The sequence below is a fragment of the Actinoplanes sp. NPDC021490 genome (genome assembly GCF_055562135.1).
In genome coordinates this window covers 297,141-322,684 of record NZ_JBVHFW010000010.1, presented here as the reverse complement: position 1 = coordinate 322,684, position 25,544 = coordinate 297,141, and the positions used below count along the sequence as shown (strand labels likewise).

Annotated in this window: 24 protein-coding genes and 1 pseudogene; 12 read left to right on the top strand and 13 right to left on the bottom strand. The window is 68.8% G+C overall.

Annotated elements, in window-relative coordinates:
• Window position 1: 1 nt before the first annotated feature.
• The 3 genes from ACZ3I4_RS26450 to ACZ3I4_RS26440 are packed head-to-tail and all read right to left on the bottom strand — an operon-like array spanning window position 2 to window position 3,092.
• The gene (locus ACZ3I4_RS26450; RefSeq protein ID WP_465384701.1) at window positions 2-895 is read right to left on the bottom strand and encodes a carbohydrate ABC transporter permease; all 894 of its coding nucleotides are present in this window, start codon (window positions 893-895) and stop codon (window positions 2-4) included.
• Complete coding sequence (locus ACZ3I4_RS26445; RefSeq protein WP_465384700.1) at window positions 895-1,824, bottom strand: carbohydrate ABC transporter permease; 930 nt, start codon at window positions 1,822-1,824, stop codon at window positions 895-897. The genes ACZ3I4_RS26450 and ACZ3I4_RS26445 overlap by 1 nt, the downstream gene beginning before the upstream one ends.
• A complete protein-coding gene (locus ACZ3I4_RS26440) occupies window positions 1,821-3,092 on the bottom strand; it encodes an ABC transporter substrate-binding protein (RefSeq protein WP_465384699.1) in 1,272 nt (423 codons plus the stop codon). Before ACZ3I4_RS26440 ends, ACZ3I4_RS26445 begins: the two co-directional genes overlap by 4 nt.
• Window positions 3,093-3,182: 90 nt before the next feature.
• Here ACZ3I4_RS26440 and ACZ3I4_RS26435 point away from each other — a divergent pair, with 90 nt between their 5' ends.
• The gene (locus ACZ3I4_RS26435; protein ID WP_465384698.1) at window positions 3,183-4,331 is read left to right on the top strand and encodes an ROK family protein; all 1,149 of its coding nucleotides are present in this window, start codon (window positions 3,183-3,185) and stop codon (window positions 4,329-4,331) included.
• A gap of 5 nt (window positions 4,332-4,336) precedes the next feature.
• Entirely contained in the window at window positions 4,337-4,714 is a 378-nt protein-coding gene (locus tag ACZ3I4_RS26430) for a hypothetical protein (protein ID WP_465384697.1), read from the top strand.
• Window positions 4,715-4,948: 234 nt separating this feature from the next.
• Here ACZ3I4_RS26430 and ACZ3I4_RS26425 read toward each other — a convergent pair whose 3' ends face one another.
• Window positions 4,949-5,989: an outer membrane protein assembly factor BamB family protein gene (locus tag ACZ3I4_RS26425; protein ID WP_465384696.1), complete on the bottom strand. Its 1,041-nt coding sequence runs from the start codon at window positions 5,987-5,989 to the stop codon at window positions 4,949-4,951.
• A 580-nt stretch (window positions 5,990-6,569) separates the two neighbouring features.
• A complete protein-coding gene (locus tag ACZ3I4_RS26420; RefSeq protein ID WP_215788393.1) occupies window positions 6,570-6,725 on the bottom strand; it encodes a hypothetical protein in 156 nt (51 codons plus the stop codon).
• A 430-nt stretch (window positions 6,726-7,155) separates the two neighbouring features.
• Between ACZ3I4_RS26420 and ACZ3I4_RS26415 the strand changes: the two genes are divergently transcribed.
• The 3 genes from ACZ3I4_RS26415 (at window position 7,156) to ACZ3I4_RS26405 (ending at window position 9,798) form a co-directional block, all read left to right on the top strand.
• Window positions 7,156-7,467: a transposase gene (locus tag ACZ3I4_RS26415; RefSeq protein ID WP_465384695.1), complete on the top strand. Its 312-nt coding sequence runs from the start codon at window positions 7,156-7,158 to the stop codon at window positions 7,465-7,467.
• Window positions 7,464-8,378 carry an IS3 family transposase gene (locus ACZ3I4_RS26410; RefSeq protein WP_465384694.1) on the top strand — a complete coding sequence of 305 codons (915 nt, stop codon included), beginning with the start codon at window positions 7,464-7,466 and terminating at the stop codon, window positions 8,376-8,378. Before ACZ3I4_RS26415 ends, ACZ3I4_RS26410 begins: the two co-directional genes overlap by 4 nt.
• Before the next feature lie 457 nt (window positions 8,379-8,835).
• Window positions 8,836-9,798 (top strand): alpha/beta fold hydrolase, encoded by a 963-nt coding sequence (locus ACZ3I4_RS26405; RefSeq protein ID WP_465384693.1) that lies wholly within the window; start codon window positions 8,836-8,838, stop codon window positions 9,796-9,798.
• Window positions 9,799-9,966: 168 nt separating this feature from the next.
• Here ACZ3I4_RS26405 and ACZ3I4_RS26400 read toward each other — a convergent pair whose 3' ends face one another.
• Complete coding sequence (locus ACZ3I4_RS26400) at window positions 9,967-10,842, bottom strand: LysR family transcriptional regulator (protein ID WP_465384692.1); 876 nt, start codon at window positions 10,840-10,842, stop codon at window positions 9,967-9,969.
• A 121-nt stretch (window positions 10,843-10,963) separates the two neighbouring features.
• Here ACZ3I4_RS26400 and ACZ3I4_RS26395 point away from each other — a divergent pair, with 121 nt between their 5' ends.
• Complete coding sequence (locus ACZ3I4_RS26395; RefSeq protein WP_465384691.1) at window positions 10,964-11,962, top strand: NADP-dependent oxidoreductase; 999 nt, start codon at window positions 10,964-10,966, stop codon at window positions 11,960-11,962.
• A complete protein-coding gene (locus ACZ3I4_RS26390; protein WP_465384690.1) occupies window positions 11,959-12,360 on the top strand; it encodes a nuclear transport factor 2 family protein in 402 nt (133 codons plus the stop codon). The genes ACZ3I4_RS26395 and ACZ3I4_RS26390 overlap by 4 nt, the downstream gene beginning before the upstream one ends.
• A gap of 166 nt (window positions 12,361-12,526) precedes the next feature.
• Here the strand turns inward: ACZ3I4_RS26390 and ACZ3I4_RS26385 are convergent, their stop codons facing one another.
• Window positions 12,527-12,946: a hypothetical protein gene (locus ACZ3I4_RS26385; RefSeq protein ID WP_465384689.1), complete on the bottom strand. Its 420-nt coding sequence runs from the start codon at window positions 12,944-12,946 to the stop codon at window positions 12,527-12,529.
• A gap of 48 nt (window positions 12,947-12,994) precedes the next feature.
• Here ACZ3I4_RS26385 and ACZ3I4_RS26380 point away from each other — a divergent pair, with 48 nt between their 5' ends.
• Together ACZ3I4_RS26380 and ACZ3I4_RS26375 are read left to right on the top strand one after the other, a co-directional pair.
• Complete coding sequence (locus tag ACZ3I4_RS26380; RefSeq protein WP_465384688.1) at window positions 12,995-14,329, top strand: uracil-xanthine permease family protein; 1,335 nt, start codon at window positions 12,995-12,997, stop codon at window positions 14,327-14,329.
• Complete coding sequence (locus tag ACZ3I4_RS26375; protein ID WP_465384687.1) at window positions 14,326-15,390, top strand: DUF1989 domain-containing protein; 1,065 nt, start codon at window positions 14,326-14,328, stop codon at window positions 15,388-15,390. The genes ACZ3I4_RS26380 and ACZ3I4_RS26375 overlap by 4 nt, the downstream gene beginning before the upstream one ends.
• A gap of 81 nt (window positions 15,391-15,471) precedes the next feature.
• Here ACZ3I4_RS26375 and ACZ3I4_RS26370 read toward each other — a convergent pair whose 3' ends face one another.
• Window positions 15,472-16,872 (bottom strand): serine/threonine-protein kinase, encoded by a 1,401-nt coding sequence (locus tag ACZ3I4_RS26370; RefSeq protein ID WP_465384686.1) that lies wholly within the window; start codon window positions 16,870-16,872, stop codon window positions 15,472-15,474.
• Between the two features lie 161 nt (window positions 16,873-17,033).
• Complete coding sequence (locus ACZ3I4_RS26365) at window positions 17,034-18,371, bottom strand: tetratricopeptide repeat protein (protein ID WP_465384685.1); 1,338 nt, start codon at window positions 18,369-18,371, stop codon at window positions 17,034-17,036.
• A gap of 124 nt (window positions 18,372-18,495) precedes the next feature.
• Here ACZ3I4_RS26365 and ACZ3I4_RS26360 point away from each other — a divergent pair, with 124 nt between their 5' ends.
• On the top strand, window positions 18,496-18,795 hold the full coding sequence (locus ACZ3I4_RS26360) for a hypothetical protein (RefSeq protein WP_465384684.1): 300 nt from the start codon (window positions 18,496-18,498) through the stop codon (window positions 18,793-18,795).
• Between the two features lie 181 nt (window positions 18,796-18,976).
• Here ACZ3I4_RS26360 and ACZ3I4_RS26355 read toward each other — a convergent pair whose 3' ends face one another.
• Window positions 18,977-19,165, bottom strand: coding sequence for a hypothetical protein (locus ACZ3I4_RS26355; RefSeq protein ID WP_465384683.1), 189 nt, complete (start codon window positions 19,163-19,165; stop codon window positions 18,977-18,979).
• 53 nt (window positions 19,166-19,218) lie between these two features.
• On the opposite strand from ACZ3I4_RS26355, the pseudogene ACZ3I4_RS26350 reads away from it, so the two are divergent.
• Window positions 19,219-19,476, top strand: a pseudogene (locus tag ACZ3I4_RS26350) (ribbon-helix-helix protein, CopG family); the annotation flags it as partial.
• 36 nt (window positions 19,477-19,512) lie between these two features.
• Window positions 19,513-21,876: an EAL domain-containing protein gene (locus tag ACZ3I4_RS26345; protein ID WP_465384747.1), complete on the top strand. Its 2,364-nt coding sequence runs from the start codon at window positions 19,513-19,515 to the stop codon at window positions 21,874-21,876.
• 62 nt (window positions 21,877-21,938) lie between these two features.
• On the opposite strand, the gene ACZ3I4_RS26340 is transcribed toward ACZ3I4_RS26345, so the two are convergent.
• The 3 genes from ACZ3I4_RS26340 to ACZ3I4_RS26330 all read right to left on the bottom strand — a co-directional run bounded on the left by ACZ3I4_RS26340 (window position 21,939) and on the right by ACZ3I4_RS26330 (window position 25,510).
• Complete coding sequence (locus ACZ3I4_RS26340; RefSeq protein ID WP_465384682.1) at window positions 21,939-23,327, bottom strand: carbohydrate-binding protein; 1,389 nt, start codon at window positions 23,325-23,327, stop codon at window positions 21,939-21,941.
• 187 nt (window positions 23,328-23,514) lie between these two features.
• Window positions 23,515-24,480 carry a carboxypeptidase-like regulatory domain-containing protein gene (locus ACZ3I4_RS26335; RefSeq protein WP_465384681.1) on the bottom strand — a complete coding sequence of 322 codons (966 nt, stop codon included), beginning with the start codon at window positions 24,478-24,480 and terminating at the stop codon, window positions 23,515-23,517.
• Between the two features lie 169 nt (window positions 24,481-24,649).
• Window positions 24,650-25,510: a phytanoyl-CoA dioxygenase family protein gene (locus ACZ3I4_RS26330; RefSeq protein WP_465384680.1), complete on the bottom strand. Its 861-nt coding sequence runs from the start codon at window positions 25,508-25,510 to the stop codon at window positions 24,650-24,652.
• Window positions 25,511-25,544 lie beyond the last annotated feature (34 nt).

Here is a 25,544-nt window from a genome sequence, read left to right as displayed (position 1 = left end):
GCTATTTCACCGCGCCTCGAGTCACTCCGGAAATGACCCACCGTTGCGCGAAGACGTAGACGATGAGCAGCGGCGCCATCGCCATCAGATAGCTCGCGAACGCGGCCGGATAGTTGGTCTGGAACTGGCTCTGGAACACGTACTGCACCAGCGGCAGGGTGGCCGAGCCGGGATCGGACAGGATGACCAGCGGCAGCAGGAAGTCGTTCCAGGCCCACAGGCAGGTCAGGATGCCGACGGTGGCGTTCATCGGGGCCAGCAGCGGGAAGATGACCCGCCAGAAGATGGCCCAGGTGGACGCGCCGTCGATCGCCGCCGCCTCCTCCAGCGCCCGCGGGATGCTGTTGATGTACGCGGTGAAGATGAAGATGTTGAAGGCCAGCCCGTACACCACGTACAGCAGGATCAGGCCGACCCGGTTGTCGAGGTGCAGGATGGCCGTCTCCTTGGCCACCGGCAGCATGATGATCGGGAACGGGACGAACAGCGCCGAGACGAAGTAGAAGTACAGCCCCTTGAACAGGCGCCGGTTCATATTGCGGGCGATCGCGTACGCGACCATCGAGTTGGTCAGCAGGGTCAGCACGACCGCCCCGACCGTGATGATCGCGCTGTTGAGGGCGGTGGACGGGAAGTCGGTCAGCCGCCAGGCGTCGGCGAAGTTGCTCCAGCGGACCTCGGTCGGCAGGCCGAAGCCGGTGCCGCCGAGCTGGTCGGTGGTCTTGAGCGCGGTGACGACGGCGAAGTAGAGCGGGATCGCGATGGTCAGCGCGAGCACGATCAGCAACGCGGTGAGCCACCAGTTGACGCCCGGGCCCTTGCGGCGGGGGCGGGGCGGGGGGCGCTCCGGGGTGCGTCCGGCTAGCGTTCCGGTCTCGCTGGCTGAGGTGGACATCAGACCTCTACCTCCCGGCGCCGCAGCACGCGCAGCTGAACGATGGAGAACCCGACGATGACGATGAAGAAGATGACCGAGTTGGCGCTCTGGTAGCCGTACTCGCCGCCCTGGAAGCCGCCCTTGTAGATGAGCAGGGCCACCGATTCGGTGTCCGTGCCCGGGCCGCCGCCGGTCAGCGCGACGATGTGGTCGAAGATCTGCAGGAAGCCCTTGAGCGACAGCACCATGTTGATGGTGAAGAAGCCGGCGATCAGCGGGAACGTGATGCTGCGGAACTGCCGCCAGGCCGACGCGCCGTCGAGGTCGGCCGCCTCGTACATCTCGGCCGGCACGGTCTGCAGCCCGGCCAGATAGATGATGATGTTGAAGGCGGCCGACTGCCACACCGCCAGGATGACGATGGCGATCCAGGCCGTGCTCGCCTTGGTCAGCAGCGACGTCGACAGGGCGTCGATGCCGAGCTTCTCGCCCAGCGCGGGCAGCGAGTTGGAGAACAGGTAGTTGAAGATGTAGCCGACGACCAGGATGGCCAGCACGTTCGGAATGAAATAGATGGCGCGCAGGCCGTTCTTGAACTTGATCCGGCTGTTGAGCCCGATCGCGATGGCCAGCGACACGATGTTGACCAGCACGGTGGCCACCGCGGCGATCAGAAACGTGAACCAGTACGCGTGCAGCACCCGCGGATCGGTGAACAGCGCGACGTAGTTGCGGAGCCCGACGAAGTCGGCCGGCCCGTATCCGGGTGAGTCGGTGAAGCTGTAGTAGACGCCCTGGATGACCGGGATGGTGTGGAAGACGAAGAACAGCAGGAAGGCGGGCAGCACCATGATGTAGAAGGCGCCGGCCAGGCGTACGCCCCGCTTGTGCTGTGCTTCGCCCTGACCGGCCCGGGTTTCCGGCCGGGTGGGTGTCTGTGTGGTCATGATCCGATCACCGCCCCGAGGCCCCAGGTGCGCCGTTGGGCCACCTTGTCCCAGTCGTCGTCGAGTTTGCGCAGGAAGTTGTCCTCGCCGCCGCCGATGAGGAACTCCTGCAGCAGCGGGCCGAGCGGGATGGCCTGGATGAACTGGTGGTCGCTGAAGCCGACGATGCGGCCCGACTCGATGTAGCTCTGCACCCCGGACAGCGCCGGGTCGTCGTTGCTGAGCCCCTTGCGGGCCGGGATGGCCACCTGCGCCTTGCAGTAGTCCTGCATCACCTTCTCGCCCATGAGGAAGTCGATGAACTTGCTCGACTCGGCCGGGTGCGCCCCCTCGCGGGAGGCGGTGATGACCACGTCGACCCCGGAGACCAGAGTGGTCTTGGCCGGGTCGTTGGTGGCCGGCAACGCCATGCTGCCGATGGTGAAATCGGGCTTGCCGTTGCGGATCTGCGGTACGGCGTAGCTGCCCAGCAGCAGCATGGCCGACTCACCGCGGGCGAACGCGGCCGTACCGTCCTCGTAGCCCTTGGACAGCGGATCCGGCTGCGTGTACCGGTACAGCTGGGCGAGTTTCTCGGCCGTCTCGCGCCACCCGGCGGCGAACGTCGTCCGGTCCTGGAAGCGCTGCTGGAAGAAGTCGGCCGGTTGCAGCTGGGCCGACAGCGGGGCGAGCGGGGACTGCGCGGTCCAGGCGTCGGCCAGCATGCCGTAGAACGGGGTGATCCCGGCCGCCTTGAACTTCTCGGCCGCGGCGATGAGCCCGTCGAACGTGGTCGGGACCTCGACACCGTTCTGCTCGAACAGTTCCTCGTTGTAAAGCAGGCCGCTGGCGTTGGCCGCGAACGGCACCCCGTTGGTCTCGCCCTTCGAGCCGGCGCCGAGGTTGCCGATCACCGACAGGTAGGCCGGGTTGACGTCGGCGAGCACCTGATCGTCGCGGAAGTCGCGGAAGATCTTCGCGCTGGCGAACTCGCCGAACGTGCCGTTGGCGTTGAGCGTCATGACGTCCGGGACGTCGTCCTTGACCAGCCGGGTGCGCAGGGCGGTCTCGGGGTCGGCCGGGTTGTCGACGACCACCCGGATGCCGGGGTTGGCCCGCTCGAACTGGGCCGCCAGATCCTGGAAGTAGGACTGCGCCTCGGCCTTGAACTGGAAGAACGTGATGGTGGTGCGGTTGTCCCCCGAACAGGCGGCGAGGACGGCGCCGGCCAGCAGAGTGATGACCGGCAGCAGCATGAAGCGTGCGGGAGTGGGTAGACGTGGTGGCACGATGACCCCCCAACATCAATTAATTTCAATCAGATAGAAACTAATTCACACTCCGGTCCAGACACAAGAGTCGTTCCGTAACCTGGGGCCGTGACCGCCGACATCCGCCTCTCCACCGGCGCCCTCGCGGTGACCCGCCACCTGCTCGTGCACGGGCCGGCCACCCGCGGCGACCTCGGCGACCGCCTGCAGATGTCGGCGGCCTCGATGTCCCGGCTGGCCCGCTCGCTCGTCCGGGTGGGCATCGTCGCCGAGAACGCCGAACCCGTGCCCGGCGTCGGGCGGCCCCGCCAGATCCTGTCCGTCGTGCCCGGGGCCCGCCATGTCGCCGGTTTCAAGCTCACCGGCACGAAGGCGTACGGCGTGGTGTGCGACGTGCTCGGCGACGTCCTGGCCACCGCGACCGCGGCGCTGCCCGCCCGTTCGGAGGGCGGCGAGGTGCCGGTCGCGGCCACGGTGCGGGTCCTGGCCCAGCTGGCCGCCCGGCTGGGTCGCAAGGTGCCCTCGCTCGACGACATCGGCGTCTCGCTCGACGGCATCGGCGTCTCGCTCGGCGGGGTCGTCGACGAGCAATCCGTCGTACGGGAAGGAACTTTTCTCGGATGGCGCGACGTTGACCTCGCCACTCCCCTGCGCCGGCGGACCGGCCTTCCGGTCGTCGTCACCAACGACGTGACCGCGCTGGCTCGCGAGCAGTTGTGGTTCGGCGCCGGCCGCACCCACAGCACCTTCGGCGTCATCACCGTCGGCGCCGGTCTCGGCTTCGCGGTCGTCCGCGAGGGCGTCGTCGTCGACCAGCTGATCGACAACGGTCACCTGCTCGCGCACGCCCCCATCGACCGGCGCGGCCCGCGCTGCAGCCTGGGCCATCGGGGCTGCGTGGCCGCCTATCTCAACCGCGACGACCTGGAGCGGCACGCCTCCGCCCGCGCCGGCCGGCCCGTCACCTTCGACGATCTCCCCGGCTCCTTGATCTCCGACGCGGCCCAGGCTTTAGGTCATCTGGCCGCGACCTTCGCCGGCGCGCTCCAGACCACCCGCATCGTGCTGGCCGGCGAGAACATCGCGGCCATCGCCGGATCCCCCGCCATGGCCGCCGCGGTCGCCGACCGGCTGCGCCCGGGACCGGACGAGACCCAGCGGTGCGAACTCGACATCACCGTCGCCCCGCTGACCTTCAGCGACTGGGCCCACGGCGCGGCGGTGACGGGCATCCAATCCGTGCTGGGCGCGGCCTGACCGCGGTGGCCGGCCCCGGGGCGGGCCTGCTGGTGAACTTGGAAGGGGCTGAACGAGTCGTTGCCCGGGCCGCCGTTGTACGTGTCGTTGCCCGTGTGCCCGGTGAGTTCGTCGTTGCCGTCGTCGATCTTGTCGTGGCCGTCCCCGACGGACACCCGATCGTTGTCGTAGCTCGCATCGATCTGGTCGTCGCAGCCGAGACCCCAGATGGCGCCGGAACCGCGGTCACCTTGAAGGACAGTTTCGAGGCCGTGCACCGTACGGTCGTCGCGTCCACGGCCTTGCATCCCTTGCCGGGGGTGATCGTCGTCCGGCCGTCGATCGTCACCGTCGTGCCGGAACGGGTCAGCACAACGCCGTTCGTGCGACCCTTCCCGGCCTGATACTGCACGATGCCCGTGCCGACCACGGTGGCGAGCCCGTTGGTCGCGGCCTGCGCCGGTGTCGCCACCGCCACGAGGGCAACGAGCCCACCGGCCCCCAGCAGTGCCGTGACTATCTTGCCGGTGTGCCGCCGCATCGGATCTCCCCGTGGTCGTTTGGTCCTTCCCTGCCGGGGCCGGCACCACCTCTGTCCCGGTGCGATAGGCGCCCCGCTTCTTGGTGCAAGAAAGCGTTCATGCCACCGCTGTGCTGGGCATCCGGAGGGTAACGAGGTGCCCCTTGCCGATGGCATGCACGAGGCCGCCGGCCGCGGGCAGAAGTCGGCCAGACCGCGTGGGTAGTCGCTGACGGGCGCGAACCTTGCCGGCACGATCGACGGTAACGGTGGAACCGTCGGTGTAGAGGACCAGGGCGCCGCCCATCACCACAGCTACGGCCGACGGAACGCCATTCGAAGTCGCCTTCACTGTGGTGACTTCGCTGCGGGTCAGGTCGACGACGCTGACGCCGGTTGCGTCGACCAGCCAGAGCGTTTTGCCGTCGAGCGAGGGCGGTCGCAGCAGGTCCTTCTCGTGTTCCCACAGTATGTGCACGCCTGTGTCCGGGTGAAAGAACATGACCGTCCGGCGGCCGCTGAGGAAAGCGATATGGCCATCGGCGCCGACCGTGCCGCCGGGTTCGCCTTCAAAGAAGTAGACCGGAGCGGGCAGGGGCCATTCCTCGACGATGACACCGGTTCGCGGGTCCAAGTGCATCAGGCTGGCTCGATCGGTGCCGGCGATGAGCGTTGCATGGCCGGTGAGGTCTCGCTGGGGTGTCACTTGGCGCAAGTCCGACCGGGCCGTCCCATCATCGGGGGCCGGCGCCATGCCCTCGGCCGGCGGCAGGGGTTTGCCGTCGGACAGAGACAGTCGAAGAAGCGGACGGTAACTACGCCACCCACCCGTCAGGACGACCGAGCCGCTGACACTCACGTCATGGCGCAATGAGAGGCCCGGCGTGGACCACAGTCGTTCACCGCTGCGAAGGTCGAAGCAGTACAGGACTCCTGACTGGCTCAGATACAGACAGCGGCGACCGGCGATGACGGTGACGCCCCAGCAGTCATCGACGTGTTGGTCCCACAGCAATGCCCCGCTCTTCGGGTCCAGACAGACCAGACGAGAGTGCCGCTCCGCCACCACCAAGGCGTCCGCGGTGGCTGCGAGCGTCTCGGAGGATGACCGTAGATGCAACCGCCGTGACCAGGCCACCTCCACCGGTTGCTCCGACACCCGTACATCATGCACGCGAGCTGGACGCCGGGTCGCCGCTGGTCGTGCGGCGAGTGCTCATCTGCCCGCGCCGCCTCGAAAGTGATTGCGGACGGTGTCGAGAAACGCGGAACCTGCCTCGACGTCCCGGTGACAGCGCCCCGGGTGGGGCATCCGACGACCAGGAGCAACCGACATGATGCCGTACCTTTCCAGCCTGGAGCTGACCACCCCGCAGACCGGATTTCAGCAACGCGAGCGCGACCTCAGCATGGGCCGGCTCGTCGCCCGCTTGTCGTTCCGCCGCGCCGCGAGGCTGCGGAAACAGCCCGAGCCGGACCCCACCGCGGTCCGACGCACCCCGTCACCATCAACAGTCGTAACTGTCCAGGTAGAGCAGACGACCATAGCTGGCCAGTGAGGCGCGGGCGCCGTACTGATTTGGCCAGGCAGACGGCCGGCGACCGCTCATCGACCTGTCCGCGTGCGACCGGGTCATTCCTTGACGACTTCGATCTTCAGATCAGGAGCGCCTTCGGGCATGCGAAAGGGCGCCCACTCGAAGGTGGGACGCCCTTTTCAGCGTGGCCTGGCGGGAAGCTTAGAACCAGACTTTTCGACCGCCGACCGGGCGTCCGATGGCGCCGAGGATCCAGAGGGCGGCACCCACTACCAGGAGAATGATGCCGATCGTGTAGAGAATCGGCACGCTCAGGAAGATGCCCAAAAGCAGAAGGATGAGCCCCAAAACCAGCATGACTTGCTCCGTTTCGTCGGCGGGCGTCTCCCGCCGACCGCTAGGTACCCAGCAGATCAAAAACTCAATCCCGATCGATGGCTGACCCGTGCCACCGCTGCGGTCCTTCGGGCCCGACTGCAGTCAGGGCTGTCACAATGGTGCTGTCGAGACTCTGTTCAAGCCTCGGCGTACCACTGCCTCCCGTCGGACTCGGTTGAGCCCGCGGCCCCGGTCGCCGGCGTGACGTCCGCAAGCATCGCGGCAAAGCGGAAGAGTGTTGGGCGGGCTCAGAAGAGCCACCGGTCGAGGACTCCGGGCCAGAACTGCCGTTGGTGATCGCCGTCCTCGATGGAGGCCTTCGATCCTGCGGAGCAGACCGGTGAGTTCCCCCCCCCGGTTTGGTGGAGCTTCTCAAGCATGATCGACTGATCATGGGGAGGAAGTATCCGTGGCCGCACCGAAGAAATACCCCGACGATCTACGAGCGCGTGCTGTGCGTTTGTATCGCGAGTCGGACCCGAAGCCGACGATCCGGCGTCTGGCCGAGCAGCTGAACGTGCATCACGAAGCGCTGCGCAACTGGATCCGCCAGGCCGAGGCCGATGCGGGCGAGCGTCACGACCGGCCGACCAGCGAGATGGCCGAGGAGAACCGCCGGCTGCGTGAAGAGGTCGCTGAGCTGCGCCGGGTGAATGAGATCCTGCGTGCCGCCAGCAGCTATTTCGCGTCGGAGCTCGGCCCGACCCGGCGACGGTCATGACGTTCGTTCACGAACACCGTGACCGCTTCGCGGTCGCGCTCCTGCTACGGGTCTTGAACGTCGCCGAGTCGACCTACTACCAGTGGGTGCGCGCAGCTGAGCAGCCCGGTGACCGCGACCTGGTCGACCTCGGGCTGATCTCCAACATCTATGAGATCTGGGAAGCGTCCGGCTTCACCTATGGCGCCGACCGGGTCCACCGGCGGCTGCGCCGTGACGGCATCCGGGTCGGCCGCAAGCGTGTCGAACGGCTGATGGCCGACCAGGGCTGGCAGGGCGCGTTCCTGCGGCGTGGCTGGCGCAGCGGCTCAACCCGGCAGGATCCGCGGCACACGCCGGCGCCGGACTTGGTCAACCGCAACTTCACCGCGGTCGGCCCGAACCGGCTCTGGGTCGCCGACGCTACCCGCATCCCATGCGGGGAAGGCGTGTTCTGGCTGGCCGCCGTCCGCGACGTGTTCTCCCGCCGGATCGTCGGGTGGAAGACCTCGGACCGGTGCGACACCGATCTGATCCTGGCCGCGCTCGAGTACGGCATCTGGTCGCGTGACGTCCGCGACGGCCAGTTGATCCACCACTCGGACAGGGGCTCGAACTATACGAGCTTCCGCTTCTCACAACGGTTGCAGGACAACGGAATCCGGCCGTCGATGGGCTCAGTCGGCGACTCGTACGACAACGCCCTGATGGAGAACTTCTGGTCCACTCTGAAGATCGAACTCGTGTATCGCACGAGCTGGCGGACCCGCGACGAAGCCGAGAACGCAATCTTCACTTACATCGACGGCTGGTACAACACCCGCCGCATCCAGAAAGAACTCGGCTACCTCAGCCCCGACGAATACGAGACCGCCTGGCACGCCCAGATCGAGCCAGCTAACCTCACCCCTGCCCCGACCGGAAGCAGGTAACCACCGCTCCGTCGAAACGGGGGGAACTCACCTCGCGGTCGGCCAGATGAGAGCACTCGCACTACGGCGATGATGTCGGGTCCGGCCAGCTAGGCCTTGACAACCATCGAGTCGAGCAACGCCTCGAAGCTGATCTGGCAAACACCGAAATCAGTACCGGCCGGCAGAATTAACGGCATCGCGCACCGGCCCTCGTCGATCCCCGTCGATCCTTCACGGTCGCAGCATGCCAGACCAGCCGCCGACGGCGGAGTGAGCGCGAACCAACGGCCAGGGCGCATGCTCAGCGGCAGATCCGGATGCCACGCGGTCGAGGCGACTCATACCATCCTTGCCAAGCGGCCCTGGGTCGGTTTGTGATCCGCCTGTGGCAAGAGTAGGGCAGGCCCCCCACCCGAGCGGGGTGTCAACAGGATCGAACGCGGTCGAGAAACCGCGAAAAATGATCTCCATGATTATGGCGAACGATCTCAGCGCCACTAGGAAATTGTCTCGGTTCCGCCGAGTCGCCCTCGTCCTTGTCCTGCCCGTCGCCGTAGTCGGCGCGGTCTCCGGGTGCAGTGATTCGGCGGCGCCGGAAACCGCGCACGCGACCGGCCCATCAGCTCCGACTCCCGCTGCCTCGGCCAACGCGCCCGGGCCGGCAAACTCGGCCCCTGCGGCCGGCCAGCGCATGATCACCAACAACGGGCGCCGCCTCGCGTTCTACGTCACTCCCGGGCACTCACCGGCGATCGTGTTGGACTCCGGTGGCGGCGAGGATCACACCCAGTGGAAAGACATCGTCCCTCAGCTGTCGAAGGCGACCGGGTCGCAGATCATCACCTACGACCGGGCGGGGCTAGGCAACAGTGACGAGGTGAAGGGCCCGTGGGACGGCCGGGCCGCCGCCTCTGACCTGCGCGCCGGTCTGCGCGAGCTCGGCGTCACCCGCAATGTCATCCTCGTGTCCCACTCGCAGGCGGGGGAGGTTGCCACCTACTTCGCCCGCGCCAACCTGGGCGTGCTGTCCGGGGCTGTGCTCGTCGACGCCAACGTGCCGCATTTCTTCACCGACAAGGAAATCCAGCGCCTCGTCGCGGTCACCACGCCACAAATCGAAGCGCTCAAGAAGCAGCCGTCGACGAAGGCGAATCGGCAGCTCATCGCCACGTCCGAGAACTTCGGTCCCACCCATCGGGCCTACCACAAGGCCTCCTGGCCAGACAGCGTCCCGGTCACCTACATCGCATCGGAGAAGACGCCGTTCGACGGATCCCCGCAGGACGCCCAGCACTGGCGCGACGCGGCAGCCGCGTTCGTCGCGGCCGGGCCCGGGCGCACACTGATCACCGCCAAGGGAAGCTCACACGAGGTCCCGCAGGACAAGCCCCAGTTCGTCGTCGACGAGATCGAAAAGATGGTCGCCGCTCGCAGCTGAAGCGTCCCAACTCCGATATCAGCCGGGCTCCGGATCAGGGGTATCCGCAGATTTGCCGGTATGAGTACGGCACCGCCAATAGCCCGATCCGAAACTGTGCAAATCGCTTAACAGGCATGATGGAGCGTCCTCATCTCGGCATGCGGATGCAGCTCAGGGCCAACCCGGTCAGGCTGCTGGGGCGGTCAGGACGGCCTTGGCCGCCAGCCGGAAACTCCTGATCATCGGATTCGGGTTGTCCTTGTGGCTGACCACGACGACACGGCTGGGGGGAGCGTCTTTGATCGGGACGGTGACCAGGTCAGGACGCAGTGAGCTGCGCAGATCGCCTACTGGTAGCACGGCGATGGCCCGGCCGCTCGCGACCAGTTCGAGCTTGTCCTCGTAGTTCTCCATCGGTGGCACACCGGTGCCGAGGAGCTGGTAGGAGGTCCAGTCTGTGGTCTCGAAGACACAGGGTGCGGCTTTTTCGCCGGCCAGTTCCTCCAAGGTGACCGACGCGCGGTCAGCCAAGGGGTGGCCGCGCGGTACCACCAGCATCCGGGGTTCCTCGTACAGCGGGGTGGTGAGCACCTCGTCGGCGGCCAGCGGCAGCGGGGCCCGCCCAATCAGGGCATCGACGCGTTTGTCGGACAGCGCCCCTACGTCGCGGCAGGTCAGGTGCCGGGTGGTGATCTCGGCGTGCGGGTGGCGGTGGCGCAGTTCCCGGACCGCGGCTGTGATCACGAGGTCTTCGACGTAGCCGATGGTGATCCGTTCGGTCTTGGCCTGGTCGCGTACGGCCAGCTCAGCTTGCCGGGCAGCTTGCAGCAGGGCTTGGGCGCGGGGAAGGAACGCCTGGCCGGCCGGAGTGAGCCGGGTGCCCTGAGGGACGCGGTCCAGCAGTCGTGCGCCGAGGCGTTTCTCGAGCCGTTGGATCTGGCGGCTCAGCGCCGGCTGGGCGACGTGCAGTTCGGCGGCGGCCCGGCCGAAGTGCTGGTGCGCCGCGACCGTGGTGAAGTAGCGCACCAGCCTCAGTTCGAGGTCCTGTCCGAGATCGTTCACCCGGCTAAGCGTACGCGTCATGTCTTTTCGGAATGATCGGTTGCCGAACCGGTCTTGGACGCCCAGGCCGTTTCCGGCCTTGACTGAGAGGGCAATGTTCCCCCGAGAAGGCACAGGCGTGATGAAGGCGATTCAGTTCCACGAGGCCGGCGGGCCGGAAGTTCTGCAGTACGACGAGGTGCCGGTACCCGAGATCGGACCGGGCGAGGTCCTTGTCCGCGTGTACGCGGCGGGCATCAACCCGCCGGATTGGTACCTGCGGGAGGGCCTGAAGGTCATGCCGGCCGAGATGCGGCCGCCGCTGGAGTTCCCGTTGACTCCCGGAACGGATATGTCGGGTGTGGTCCAGGCGGTCGCTGCGGACGTGGCGGAGTTCGCCGTCGGTGACGAGGTCTTCGGCATGCTGAGGTTCCCCGGGTTCGACGGCCGGACGTACGCCGAGTATGTGGCCGCGCAGGCGTCGGACCTGGCCCGCAAGCCGGCCGGTATCGACCACGTACAGGCGGCCGGGGCTCCGATGGCCGTGCTCACGGCCTGGCAGTACCTGATTGATCTCGGCCACGACGTGCCGTCTCCGTTTACCGGTCAGGTACATCAGCCGGTGCCGATCACGCCGGGGATGACCGTGCTGGTCAACGGAGCCGCCGGCGGAGTGGGCCACTTCGCGGTGCAGCTGGCGAAGTGGAAGGGGGCGCGGGTGGTCGCGGTGGCCTCGGGCCGCCACGAGCAGTTCCTGCGCAAGCTCGGCGCCGACGAGTTCATCGACTACACCCGGACATCGGCCGCGGAGGTAGTCAGCGATATCGACCTCGTGATCGACACGGTCGGTGGCCCGAACAGCTCACGCTTCCTGACCGTGCTCAAGCGTGGCGGCACCATGCTTCCGGTGTTCTTCGCCCAGTACGACCCGCAAGAGACGGCGCGTCTGGGCATCTCGGTCTCCAACATCCAGGTGCGTTCCAACGGCCCCCAGCTCGCCGAAATCGGGCGCCTGTTCGACGAGGGCAAGCTCCAGGTGGGGGTGGACAGCACGTATCCGCTGTCCGAAGCCGGCAACGCACACACGCGAGCCGCGCAGGGCCACATCCAGGGCAAGATCGTGCTGACGGTGGTCTCGTGATCGCCGAACTGCAGCACACGGTGGCGAACTACGCTCACGCCCTGGACGAGCTGAACGTGCCCGCGCTGGAAGCGATTCTGACCGAGGACACCACCTGGACCTTCACGGTGCCCGGACAGGGAGTGCTCGGCCCTGTCGCCGGACGCACGGCGGTGCTCGACTTCGTCCGTGACGGGCACGCGGCCCAGACCGGAAGGGTGCGGCACCACCTGAGCAATGTCGTGGTCAAGACGGCGGACGACAACCGCGCTGAAGTGCGGGCCTATCTGATGCAGACGAGCAACACCGGCGAGAACGTGCAGGTGATCTCGACCGGCGTCTACACGTTCGGGCTTCGCCGGTCCGATTTCGGATGGCGGATCGCCGAGCTCACCTTGGCGCTGGACAACGCCTTATAGGCAAGCGCCGGGCGCGGCCGCTGAACACCGCGGTCCCGCCCGGCGAACTGGACGCCGGCGCCGTGCTGGTCGTCGAGTTCAACGGCTTCGCCGGCTCCCAGTCCGAGGTGCTGCGAGCCGCGCGGACTGAAGCACAGCAGCAGACTCGGCCGACAACGCCGGAAGGTCAGGCGTTGCGAAGACCGTCGGAACCCAAGAGGTCCCGGAGCGGAGCCACCGGGACGATTCCTTCCGCTCGGGCCGCCAACTGCGGATCGACGGTGACCAGAGCGTCAGCCTGCAACCGCGTCACGGCCAGATACTCGGCGTCGCGCAGGGTGTCCCAGCCGTTCTGACGGGCGATCCGCCACGCCGTAGCCCGGGACATCCGGTCGCCGAGAAGGCGCATCTTGACCTCGGTCATCCGCTCGTGCAGCTTCAGCGCGGCCGGCTCGGTGCGCTCGCCCCGGCCGACCTCGCGCAGCAGCAGTTGCAACGCCTCCGACCGGATGCCGTTCGGTGCGACCAGCTGGTGGCGGCCGTCGACGGCGAACGTGTTGTCGGTCAGATGCAGCAGGGTGGGTGCGTCGATCACGTAGCGAGCCATCCCGTCAGAGTATTGCCGAGCCCGCCCCGACCTCTAACATCCATCATTGTGGATATAGAAGCGGATCGCCGGCCTGTGCTGGACGTCGGGTTCGATGACCGCGTCCCGCCGCCCAAACTCGTGCTCTTCGCCGTTCAGCATCTGCTGACGCTGTCGGCCATCTGGGTCTTCCCGGTGCTCATCGGCATCACGCTCGGGCTGGCCACCGGCGACGTCACCCACATGATCCAGGCCTCGTTCCTGCTGGCCGGCGTGGTCACGGTGCTGCAGTCGAGCCGCATCGTGCGGCTGCCGATCGTGCAGGGGCCGACCGCCGCGTTCTTCGCCGCCCTGCTCGCGGCCGGGGCGGCGTACGGGCTCGATGCGGCCTTCGGCTCGATGATCGTGGCTGGGCTGATCTTCATGGTGCTGACCATCCCGGTCCGGCGTTTCGGGGTGCTGATGCATGTTCTTCGGTTCGCCACCGATCCCCTGGTCTACGGCACGATGTGTGTGATCATCGGCGCGCAGCTGGCGACGCTCGGGCTGCCGGGCTGGTTCGGCGCCGAGGGGCAACCCGGGTACGGCTGGGATCTGTTCTGGATCGGCCTGGTCACGCTGCTCACCGTGGTCGCCTGCCTGCTGCTGGGCGGCACGACGCTGGTCCGGCGGGCGGCCGTCATCATCGGCATGCTGGTCGGATCGGTGCTGGCCGCGGCGACCGGGCTGTGGAGCATGCCGGACATGTCGGGGGTGTCGTTCGTCGGCCCGCCCTCGTTGCTGCCGTTCGGTTTCGCCGTGGCATGGCCCGCGGTCCTGCTGATGCTGCTCGCCTTCCTCGAGTCGAGCGCCGAGGCGGTCGGCATGTACACCCTGGTGTCGCGCTGGGGTGGCACGGAGCTGACCCGCGAGCGCATCACCCGCGGCCTGTTCACCGAGTACGCGGGTTCGGTGGCCGGCGCCCTGTTCGGCGGGATCGGCACCGCCTCGTACCCGGAGAACGCCGGCATCGTCCGGGTGACCCGCATCGGCAGCCGGTTCGTCACGATGACCGCCGGGTTCGTGGCGATCGCGCTGGCGTTCCTGCCGGTGTTCAGCGCCTTCGTCGCGGGCCTGCCGGGCGCGGTGCTGGCCGCCGCGTCCACGGTCCTGTTCGGCATCATCGCGATGAGCGGCGTGCAGATCCTGGGCGCGGTCGAGTGGGACGACCTCAACATCACGGTCGCCGGCACCGCGTTCATCCTCGCGCTCGGTGGTCAGTGGCTGCCGGAGGCGATGGTCGCCACCATGCCGGGGTGGGCGCGGGCGCTGGTCACCACCCCGATGATGTTCGGCGCGGTGCTGCTGATCGTGCTCAACGCCGCCGTCAACTACGGCCTGCGCCCGATGCTGGCCCGCCGGTGATCACGCTGCGGCTCAACCACCAGCAACGGGACTTCCTGCAGGCGGTGGCCGACCGGGACGCGCAGCTCGGCGACCTCAGCGATCTCGTGCGCGCGGCCCTCCGCGACGCTCCGGCCCACATTCCCTCCCGGGCCACCCCACCGGGCCCAGACCCTTCCCCCCGTACGGTCGTGGCCGGCCACATTCTCGAGCCCGGCACCGGAAAGGCGTTCGAGGTGGCCGCGGGCCGGGTGATCCGGATCTCGCAGGTCGAGGGTCATCAGTGCGTGGACATGAATGTGTTCGCCCTGGCCGACCGTCGGGAGCGGTTGCACGTCGGCCGCACCCGCGGGCTGCAGGGCCTGCGCCCGGGTCCCGGGGACGTGCTGTGGTCCAACGCCCCGTGGGAACGCCCGATCATGGTGATCGCCGCCGGCACGGCCACGACCGACACCCAGTTCCCGTTCTGCAGCCGCCTGATCTACAGCGCCTTCTTCGGCATGCATGACCGGACCAACTGCCAGGAGATCCAGAACGAGGCGCAGCGCGAGTACGGCCTGGGCCCGTGGGAGATCCACGAGTCGCTCAACCTGTTCATGCACACCGGCACCGGCCCCGGCGGCGAGCCGGTCATCGGCCGCAACCGCGCCCGGCCGGGCGACTACATCGAGTTCGTCGCCCTGATCGATCTGCTGGTCGTGCCCAACGTCTGCGGCGACGACCTCTCCAACTGCAGCAACTTCAACCTGCGGCCCGTACGGGTGACGATCGAGGAGGGCCGCCCCGAGGACGCCGAGCAGGCCCGGTCCGCCCGGGATCGCGCCGTCATTCTGGGTTTGCCTTCCCCGCGCGAGGTGCCCGGCGCGTTGCCGCTGAGCCGCGATCCCGGTTACGTGGCGGACTTCCCGCACCTGCCCCTGCGACCGGCCGACGTGCCCGTCGACCTCGGGGAAACGCTCACGGCCCGATTCGCCGAGGCCCGCAACATCGACCTGTACGGCGATGACGACGACGCGGCCCTGCGCGACCTCACCCTGTCGTGGGCGATCGAACGGCTGGGCGCCTTCGCCGGCAACGAATAGACGGGGGCCGTTGCCGACGGCGAACCGGCGGAGATCGGAGGCCGTTGCCGGCGTCGGACCGGCGCCAGGCGAGCAGGACACTCAGACTTCGGGGCCGTCGGCGCCCGGCGTCTCGGGCTCGGTGGTGACGGGCGGTGTGGTCTGCGGAGGCGTGGTCGGATCGGGGCCGGGCGGCTCGACGGTCGGGCCGGGCGGAACCGGAGTCGTGCCGTCCGGGGCGGGCGTCCGCGTGGGCGCCGGCGGCGTCGGCTTGTCCGGCTTCGGAGAGCTCACCGGAGGCTTGCTCGGCGCGGCCGGCGGGGTGGTCGGCGCGGGTGTGCCCGCCGGCCTGGTCGCCCGATCGGTGCGGGGCGTCCCGCCCCTCTTGCGGTCGTTCACCGTGGTCGTGCCGGTGTCGTGGCGAACCCGGGCCGACGGGGACGTCGACGCGGCCGGGCTGCTCGTGCGCGGCGCGGTCGTCGTCGGGTCGGGGGCTTCCACGGCGGCCTCGGCCTCCCGGCCGCCCGGGGTGGCCGTGCCGTTGGCCAGCTGCACCCCGACGATGCTCAGGATCACCGCGACGACCGCGGCCGATCCCACGGCCGCGACCCGGCGGCGGGACCGGTGCGGCTTCGCCGGGGTGGTGCCGGAGGCGGGCTCGAGACCGGTCCGGAGGTGCACGACCGGCCGCACCGGCCGGGCCGAGGGGGCCGAATAGCCCAGGCGCCGGAGGGCCGCGGCGACGTCGGCCGCCGCGGGCCGCCCCTGCGGGTCGTCGGCCGTGCAGGACTCGTACAGGCGGATCAGGTCTCGCGGAAGACCGGCGATGCGGGGCAGGCGCGGGGCCGGGCGACCGTGCCGGGTGGCCAGCAGCGCGCCGATGGTCTCGCCCGGCCAGGCCCGCGAGCCGGTGAGGCTCTCGAACAGCAGCAGGCCCAGCGCGTAGACGTCGCCGGCCGGAAAGCTCGGCTCGCCGAGCAGCTGCTCGGGGGCCAGATAGGCCGGGCTGCCCCACAGCCCGCCGTCGGCGTCGATGCCGCCCTGCCCGGCCGTGACGGCGATCCCGAAATCGAGGACCTTCACGCCTTCCGGGGTCAGCATGACGTTGCGCGGGTTCACATCGCGGTGCACCAGGCCCTGCGCGTGCGCGACGGCCAGAGCGCCCGCCGTCTCGGCGCCGATCTCGGCCGCCCGGCGCCACCGCAGGGCGCCCTCGCGGGCGATCCGGTCGGCCAGGGTCTCGCCGCCGACGAACTCCATCACCAGATAGGGGGTGCGTTCGTCGCCGTCGACGATCTCGCCGTAGTCGTAGACCTGCGCGATGTTCGGATGGCTGAGACCGGCCGCCGTACGGGCCTCGCGCAGCACCTCGGCCGCGGACGCATCGAACATCTTGATGGCCACCGGACGCTTCAGAACACTGTCGAACCCGTATCGGACGACGGCGCTGCCACCTTGGCCGAGGACTTCCCCAACCCGATAGCGACCCGCGAGCTTGTGCACAGCGACCTCCCCCGATGGTCGTCCGGTGTCGCACGCGCCGTAGCAACTACCCGTGGCGGAGAACCGCCACGATGACCATGATCGTGCGGGCAGCATACCCGGCCCGTACGACAGAAAACCCTGCTGTGACGAGGCGTACCGAAAGGCCGGGGCCGAGCGGTTCAGAACGCGTCCAGGCTCGCCAGCCGATCCCGCAGCGGACCGGCCTCGGCCAGTCCGAGACTCGTGTACAGCGCCAGGGATTCCTCGAAATGACCGCGGGCCCCGGCCTCGTCGTCCAGGGCACACCGGGCCTGGCCGAGTCCGGCGTGGGCGCGGGCCGCTTCGGCGCGGGTGTCACTCCCGAGGGCGCTGGTCAGGGCGGCGGAATGGAACTCCAGCGCGTCGTCCGGGTGGCAGGCGGCCAGGGCCGCGTCACCCAAGCCGTTCAGGGAGTAGGCCTGGCCGACCCGGTCGCCGGTGCCACGGGCCAGCTCCAGGGCGCGCCGGTGATGGTCCGCTCCCTCGTCCGGCCGGCCGAGCCGGGTGTGCAGATCGCCGAGGGTGGCGAGGACATCGCCTTCGGCGTCGCGATGCCCGGTCCGCCGCAGGATCTCCAGTGCCTCGCGCAGGTGGTCGCCGGCCGCCTCGTACCGGCCCATCCGCATTTCCGTGTCGCCCAGGCCGTGCAGGGCGTACGCCTCGTTCGACCGGATGCCGAGCCGCCGCGCCTGGTCCGCCGACGCGGTGAAGAAATCGATGGCCTCCGCGAGGTCGCCCTTGCGGAGCGAGACGAGGCCCAGGCCGCACAGCGAGCCCCCTCGGCCCTCCCGGTCACCGACCAGCTCGTACAGCGTCAGCGACCGCTGGAGACAGTCGGCCGCCTCGTCGTACCGGCCGGCCTGGATCGAGGCCATGCCCAGGCAGTCCAGGGCGCGCGCCTCGCCCGCTCGATCACCGTTCCGCCGGAACAGGACCCGCGCGCGCCGGTGGTACGCGACGGCCTCGGCGTGCCGGCTCAGCCAGAAGTAGGCGACACCGATGTCCGTCAGGGCGTGCCCCTGCCCCGTGAGGTCACCGGCGCGCACGGCCGCGCGGTGGGCATGTCCGTGCACCGCCACGGCGTCGGTGTGGTGGCCGCCGCTGAGATAGAGGAAGAGAACGCGCGCGAGGGTGACGGCGTGCGCCGGTGACTCCAGCGCGGCCACCGCGATCAGGGCGGGCCGTTCGGTGTCCAGCCATTCGCGAGCGGCTTCCGGGCCGGTCAGATCCAGGGCGGGGGCAGTGGCGGGCGGGACCGGCCGGCCGTGGAGGTAGCGCGTGACATCCCCGTACAGGGTCGTCACCGTGGCCGCCGACGTCGTCACGTAATGGTCGGAGAGCCGATCGAGGGCGGCCCGGCGCTCGGCCGGCCGGTCCTCGTCCCGGCCCCGGCCGATCGCGTACGCCCGCACCAGGTCGTGGAAGGTGTATCGACCGTCGACACCGCCCGCCCGGGCCGGATCAGGGGGACCCGCCATGAATCCGAGCCTATCGATCCCCCCGCGTCGTCCTGTCGGTCAGCGGACTCTTCGCACCATCTGTCGTCCTCTGGAATCATCCGGACTTCCCGTTTCCCCGGCCCGGCCTGCCGAGACTCGGTTCATGCAGTGGCAAGCGGACATCGAGATCCTCGCCGATCTCACCCCCGGCCAGGTCGGCGCCATCCTGGCCGAGATCGACGACGACGTCCTCGCCCGCTACGACCCTCACGACCAGGTCCTGCGGCTCCGGCACCGGCTCCGGGCGTCCCACTACGGCGCCGCCCTGGTCGAGACGGCCGGCTGGCTCACCGGCGAGGCCTTACCGGCCGTACGGCGGCAGGAGCAGGATCTGCGGCTCACGATGGCCGCCCTGACCCAGCACCGCCAACGCTCACGGCCCGGTCGCGCTGGCCTCCGATGACCGTCGGAATTCAAGCCAGGTCCTCAGACAGAGTTGGCGTTGCGTGTCCTTTCCAGCACACTGCGTGCCCTCGGGCCTGAGTCACCACCTCTGACCTGCAAGTGCGGAACCCGATGGAGTGGGTGTGACGCCGCCCACTCCGAATTTCGTAGTACGATAAGATGGTGCCGTGCGGATCCACTCAACGGCGAGGAAGCACGGCGTCACAGACGCCGCTATCGCGCATGCCGTGGAATTTCGCGTGGCGGAGCCACTGCAGCGTGGCGAAGATCCGCCCTACCAATTGCTGTATCTGGGTCCCGACCAGGCCGGCAACCTTCTCGAGATCTTCACGGTCGAGCTCGACGACGGCGACGAGATGGCCTTCCACGCGATGAGGGCACGCCCGGAATACGTCAAGTTGTTCCTTGGAAGGAGGCGATCATGAAGTCACCGGACCGGCCGACCTCGGGTGGAGTGGAACTCACCGACGAACTCATCGAACGCCTTGCGGAAGAAGCCGAGCGAGGTCACGACCCCGCCGAGTTCCGGCCGCGGCCGCGTCGGGGACGGCCGCCCATGGGCGCGGCCGCGGCGGCCGTCTTCCAGGTCAGGCTCGAGCCTGAACTGCACGAGGCGGTGACCGAGGCGGCCCGCCGGGCCGGTGTGTCGCCCAGCGAGCTGACCCGTCAGGCGCTTCGTGCCTATCTGGCCTACGGCGAGGCGCCGGAAGATCCGGTGACCACGCCGCCGGCCGCCGGCGCGGACGTTGCCGACGACGAACTCGCCGGGCTCGGCCGTGATCTGACCCGCCTTCGGGAGGCGCGCGGCATGACCGTGCGCGGGCTCAGCGATTCGATCGGCCGATCCGCCTCCACGGTCTACTCAGCCCTGTCCGGTCGAACGCGGCCGACATGGGCAGTACTGCGGGAGATCGTGGCCGCCCTGGGCGAGGATCCGGCGGATTGGCGCGAGCGCTGGGAACAGCTTCCGGGCGGCCGGGGCTCCGCGGTCAGCTTGGTCGGCGGCGAGCTGAGCCGCACCGCCTCGTGGGGCGCCGTGTCGGCGTCGGTGGAAAGGCGCTTCGCGGTCCTCGTCGGCGTCGACGGCGGGGGCGTCCGTTACGCCGAACGAGACGCTCGGGCGATGCGCGATCTGTTGTGCGACCCCGAGATCGGAGCCTTCGATCCCGACGACGTCGCGTTCTTTGCCGGGTCTCACACCAGCATCGCCGACGTGACAGCGGCGGTGCGGCGCTTCGCGGCGGGCTCCAGCCGGTCGGATCAGCTGCTGCTCTATTTCGCCGGACACGGCGCGCCGTCGGCCCAGGATCGCGTGTTGACATACGACCACGGAGGCTCCGACGCGGATCCCTGCGTCGACCTCTTGGATCGAAACGTCGCGGGATCCTTCGCGGGCCCCAAGGTAGTGATCTTGGACTGTTGTTTCAGTGGCCGGGCGGCGACCGCGATGAACATCCAGCATCGACGAGACCGTTCCTATTCGGTGCTGGCCGCCTGCACGACGGACGCGGCAGCGCGAGAGGACACGGAAAGCCGGCACGGCGTCTTCACCGGACACTTGTTGCGCGCATTGCAGGGACTGGCCGGGAACGACGACGGAGCGGTGACACTGGCGGACGTCGGTGATTATGTCCTGAAGCAGGGACTGGAGCCCCGGCCCGGCGTGATGCTCCACCCTCAGGCCGATCTCGTCCTAACGAGGCCCCGGGGCGCGGACACGAGAGCGTGGCGGAACCGGCAGACCCTGGCACTCGGCCTCGTGGGGCACAGCTTCGAGATCGCCGACCTGATCGGCCGGCTGTCCGGCGGCGCCCGTGCGTCGTACTCTCCGGCACCGGCGCCTTTCGCTCGCGGTTCGGCCTTCCCCACCACCAGGGTGGGACACCTCCGCTCGGCCCTCGGCGCCGAGGCGGTGGCGCTGGTCAGCTATGTCGCGGATCAGGTCCATCTGATCGACGCCACGGCACACTTCCGTTTGGACGACATGAATCGACCGGCGGCCAACGACAGCCAACGGTGGCTCCTGTCCTCCCCTCTCGACTACAACGAGGACTCACATACGGCTCTAGTCGTGATGAATCCGCCGTCCTGGTTGCTGGGACTCGGAGAAGCCGGGTCGACGGTGCTGGAGACCGTGTGGCGAAACGACTTCACAGCGTCTCCGGGTGAGACAGAACTTCAGGTTCTGACCGCACTGCTCGCCAGATACGGCAGCCTGCCGGATGAGCTGGTCGATCGTTCCCTGCAGTTGTATGCCGAGGCGTTGAGGTCGCTGTCCATCGCGTTCCAGCCGCTGATCACCATCGGCCCTACGCCGGCCCAGGTGACCGTGCACAGCTACGAGGCGCTGGCCCGGCGCGAGTCCGGCGACCCGGCCAGGTCGGCGGGCATCCTGGCCGTGGCCGACACCTGGGGCGACCGGTTCGTCGTCGAGCGCGATCGGATCATCCTCGGCAAGGCACTGGCGGCCTACGCCGACGCGCACGCCGCCGGCCCGTGGAAGACTCCGAAGCCGGTGGCAGTGAGAGTTTCAATGTGCTCGCTGCTGGATGACTCCTACTTCGACACCCTCCGAGACGCGATCGCCAAGGCCCATCTCGATCCTTCCTCCGTCACTTTGGAGATCTCGGACAACGATCCGCTCGACCCGTCCGGCGAGGAGCGGTCGTCGAAACCCCGTACGGTCCTCCGGAAGCGGCTGAGGCACTTCGCACGTGACATCGGTGTCCAGTTCGCGGTCAACGGGGTCGAGGCCGGCCGGGTCCTCGACCGGGTCGCCGAGACGCCGTGGTCGCAGGTCAAGCTGGCTCGCACGATGATGTTCCACCCGCAGGCCCTCAACAAGCTGGAGGTCATCGCCACCGTCGCGGACAAGCGACGCCGCCGAAACGTGGTGGTCGAGGGTGTGGGGCGCGACTCGCCGCTGGCGCAGATCTACCGGCGCGGCATTCGGCACGTACAGGGTCAGATCACCGGCGATCGTGCCGAGCCGGTGCTGCGGCAGCTCCCCGACAAGGTCCGCCAGGACATCGCGGCCCGCGTGCGCAACGAGGAACTGACGCTGCCGAAGAGTGCCTGACGTCCCGACCGGGCCGGCCTACGAGGGCCGGACGCGCCGACGGCGTCCGGCCATCGCAGCGGTCAGCGGCGGAACTGGAACCAGTTGACGTTGACGAAGTCGTTGGGCTGGCCGCTGGTGAAGGTCAGGAAGACGGTGTGCCGGCCGGACACCCCGGAGACGTTGCCCGGCACCGAGCGCCAGCTCTGCCAGCCTCCGGTGTTGCCGAGGGCGAAACTGCCGATCGGCGCGTTGCCGCGGCTGTCGATGCGGACCTCGACCAGGCCGCTGATGCCGGCCGCGGCGCCCGAGGCCACCCGGGCGACGAAGTCGCGGACGCCGCCCGAGCCGAACTCGACGTTGTTGAACTGCACCCAGTCGCCGCTGCGGATGGCGCCGATGTTCTGGCCGCCCTCGCTCGACGTCTCGACGATCACGCCGGACTGGGCGTTGAACGACTCGGCCTGAATTTGCGCGTACGCGTCCCGGACGCCCCCGGGCGGCGGCGTGGTCGGCGGCGTGGTCGGCGGCGTGGTGCCGCCGCCCCCGCGGGTGTAGACGGCGACGTAGTCGACCACCATGGGGTAGCCGGGCACGGTGGCCGCGGTCGGCGTGCCGAAGCCGGCCACCCCGTTGGGGAAGCCGCCGCCCATCGCCACGTTGAGCAGGATGTGGTAGCCGGCGTGGCTGGTCATGTTGGTCCAGTGCGGCTCGCCGACCTGGCTCTGGCTGACCGAGTGGAACTGCTGGCCGTCCACGTACCACCGCAGCTGATTGGGCGTGACGCTGCGGTCCCATTCGAAGGCGTACGTGTGGAAGTTGCCCTGGCAGGCCGAACCGGGGCAGGCCCGGCTGGCGCCGATGCCGTTGGTCTCGTTGCACGGCCCGCCCGGGTTGACGCCGCAGTGCAGGACGCCCCAGACGGAGTTGATGCCGTTGACGTTCTCCATGATGTCGAACTCGCCGATGGCCGGCCAGCTGTACCGGTCGGCCCGGTAGGGCGCGCCGAGCGCCCAGAACGCGGGCCAGTAGCCGAGCGCCGCGTTGCCGGTGACGTTGGGCATCTGGATGCGGCCCTCCATGCGCAGCACACCGCCGGCGGGCGCCTTGAAGTCGGTGCGCTGGGTCTCGATCCGCGCCGACGTCCACTGCCCGGAGCCGTTGCGCAGCGGCGTGATGCGCAGGTTGCCCGCGCCGTCGTGGGAGAGATTGCTGGTGCTGTTCGTGTAGGTCTGGATCTCGCCGGTGCCCCACTGCGGCGGGCCGCCGGGGTAGCTGGTGCCGGTGTCGATGATCCAGTTGGCGCCGTTGGGCAGGGTGCCGGCCGCGCCGGTGAAGTCGTCGGCCCAGACCTGGGTCCAGCCGCTCGGCGGCGGCGGGAGGGCGGCGCCGGCCGAGACGGCCAGCGCGAGGGGGGCGGTGAGAGCGGCGGTCGCGGCCGCGGCGATCAGGAGGCGGGTGCGGACAGTCATGGACACGCCCTTCTGTTCGGGCTTCGCACGCTGGTGAGCGGGGGATGGAGCGCTCTCACAGAGTTTCGAGCCCGTTACGCAGCGGTGTCAAACATGAACGCCGGTCGATGCCCGTTCGGGCAGCACGACCGTTCCGGCGGAGCCGCCCCGGCCCCCTGAAGCCCGGGGCGGCTCGCCGTTTTCCGATTTACTGCTGGGTCGGCACCCACAGGAGCTGGTCGTCGACGACGGCCGTCTCCCCCGAGGCCACGGTGATGATGTCGGCCGAGTCGTAGTCCGGCTTCTGGTGCGCGTACTGGGAGCCGTCCTGGGTGCGGAAGCGCACCTTGTAGCGGCCCGGCTCCAGCAGGCCGCTGAAGTCGTACGTTCCGTCGGCCGACGTGGTGGTGTCGGACTGGTTGATGGTGTCGACGTTGATGAAGCTGACGTTCACTCCCCCGGCCGGCGCCCCCGCGGCGTCGGTCAGGCGGCCCGAGATGCCGGCCGCGGCGGCGGCCCGGTCGGTCACGCGGACGGTCTGCCCCGACCGCACGAAGAACCGGGTGGCCTGGGCCGAGTCGAACGTGTGCGGCACGTACTGGCCGATCGGGCCGACCGCGTAGCTGACGATGAAGGTCTGGTCGGGCCGGACCCGGATCCGGAACGTGCCGTCGGCCGCGGTGACGCCGCCGTGCTCGGAGGCGTTGTCCGCGTTGGTCACGTTGACCGCCGCGCCGGCGGCCGGCTCGCCGTCCGGGGCGAAGAACCGGCCGGCGATGAATCCGGCCGCGGTGACGACGCTGCCGGCGTTGGTGGTGCGGTTCGCCCGCACCTGATAGGTCCGGGCCTGATCGGGGTTGCTGATCCGGCCCGGGGCCCACTCCGACCAGCCGCCCAGACCGATCCGCACCTTGTAGGCGCCGGTCTCCAGGCCCGAGATCGTGAACCGGCCCCGGCTGTCGGCCTGCAGTTCCTGCACGGCGTCGCTGGAGGGATCGAGGAAGACCCCGATGACGGCGTCCGGCACGACGGCTCCGCGGGTGTCACGGACGACACCGGCGAGGCTGCCGGTCGGGTCGGCGGCGAGCGCCGGTCCGGCCACGGTGGTCGCGGCCACCACTCCGGCCACGGCTGCGGCCAGGACCGACCGGCGACGAATTTGATTCGACTGCACTTGGTTCCCCGTTCCTTGTTGAGGTACGGGAGACGCTATTCAAGGCCGGTTCCGCCACAGTGGACGAGATCGGGATGTGGCACGAAGCCAGTAGTGCCACGATCACAAGTGGTGATGCAAGAAGGCCCCGGGCCGGACATTGTCCGGCTCGGGGCCTCGATGACTGCGCCTAGGAGCGGACGCGCTTCTCGGCGCCGATCTCGTACGGAATCGGCTCCCAGGCGGCGTTCTTGCCGACCGTGTCGTCGCCCTCGAGCTCGGCGGCCACGTCCCACACGTTCAGGCCGGCGTTCTTGGCCTCCTGCAGGGTCTCCTCGTCGTAGTTCGAGGCCCGGAAGGAGTTGACCATGTAGGTGCGGGTCTTCATGTATTCGACGTAGCGGTGGTGGTGCGCGTCGTCGAGCCCGAGCGCGGCGAACACCGCGACCCGGTCGCCGTCGGCCTTGGCGACGCGCCACTTCGGGATGTTCGGAATGTCCTTGGGCTCCGGGTGCACCCACTTGGGGAATTTGTAGAGAGCACCGTTGCCGCTGTGCGTGGTGCGCATGCTCCACACGGCGAGATCACCCGGGCGCGTCCGGACATACACATTCTTCCCGTACGCATGATCGGTCGTATTGTGCGATTTCGCGCGCAGGTTCAATCCGCCCGTGTGCGAGTAGTGGTCCTGCAGGTAGATGCCGAACCGCAGAAGCGTGTAACGACCCTTCCAGTCCGGCCCCTTGGGGTCCTTGCGGTCCACGTTGTCCTTGTGGAAGCCGCGCTGACTCGAATTGATCGTGAACGAGCTGTCGCCCGAGTACCAGATGTCGTCGCTGCCGAGGAGCTGCTTGGCGACCCCGACGAAACGGCCGTCCGTCAGCACGTTGCGCATCTTGGGGTTGGAGAGCAGATCGCCGGGACCACGGCCGCGCGACGCCATGGCCGCCTCGCGCATACGGCTGATCTCGTCGCGCGAGTAGGCATTGCGGATAATCTGGTATCCGTTTTCCCAGAACGCGTTCACGTCGACGGTGTACTCGTTGGCCATTGGTCCCTCATCCGATTGCTCGTCGTGTTTCGCC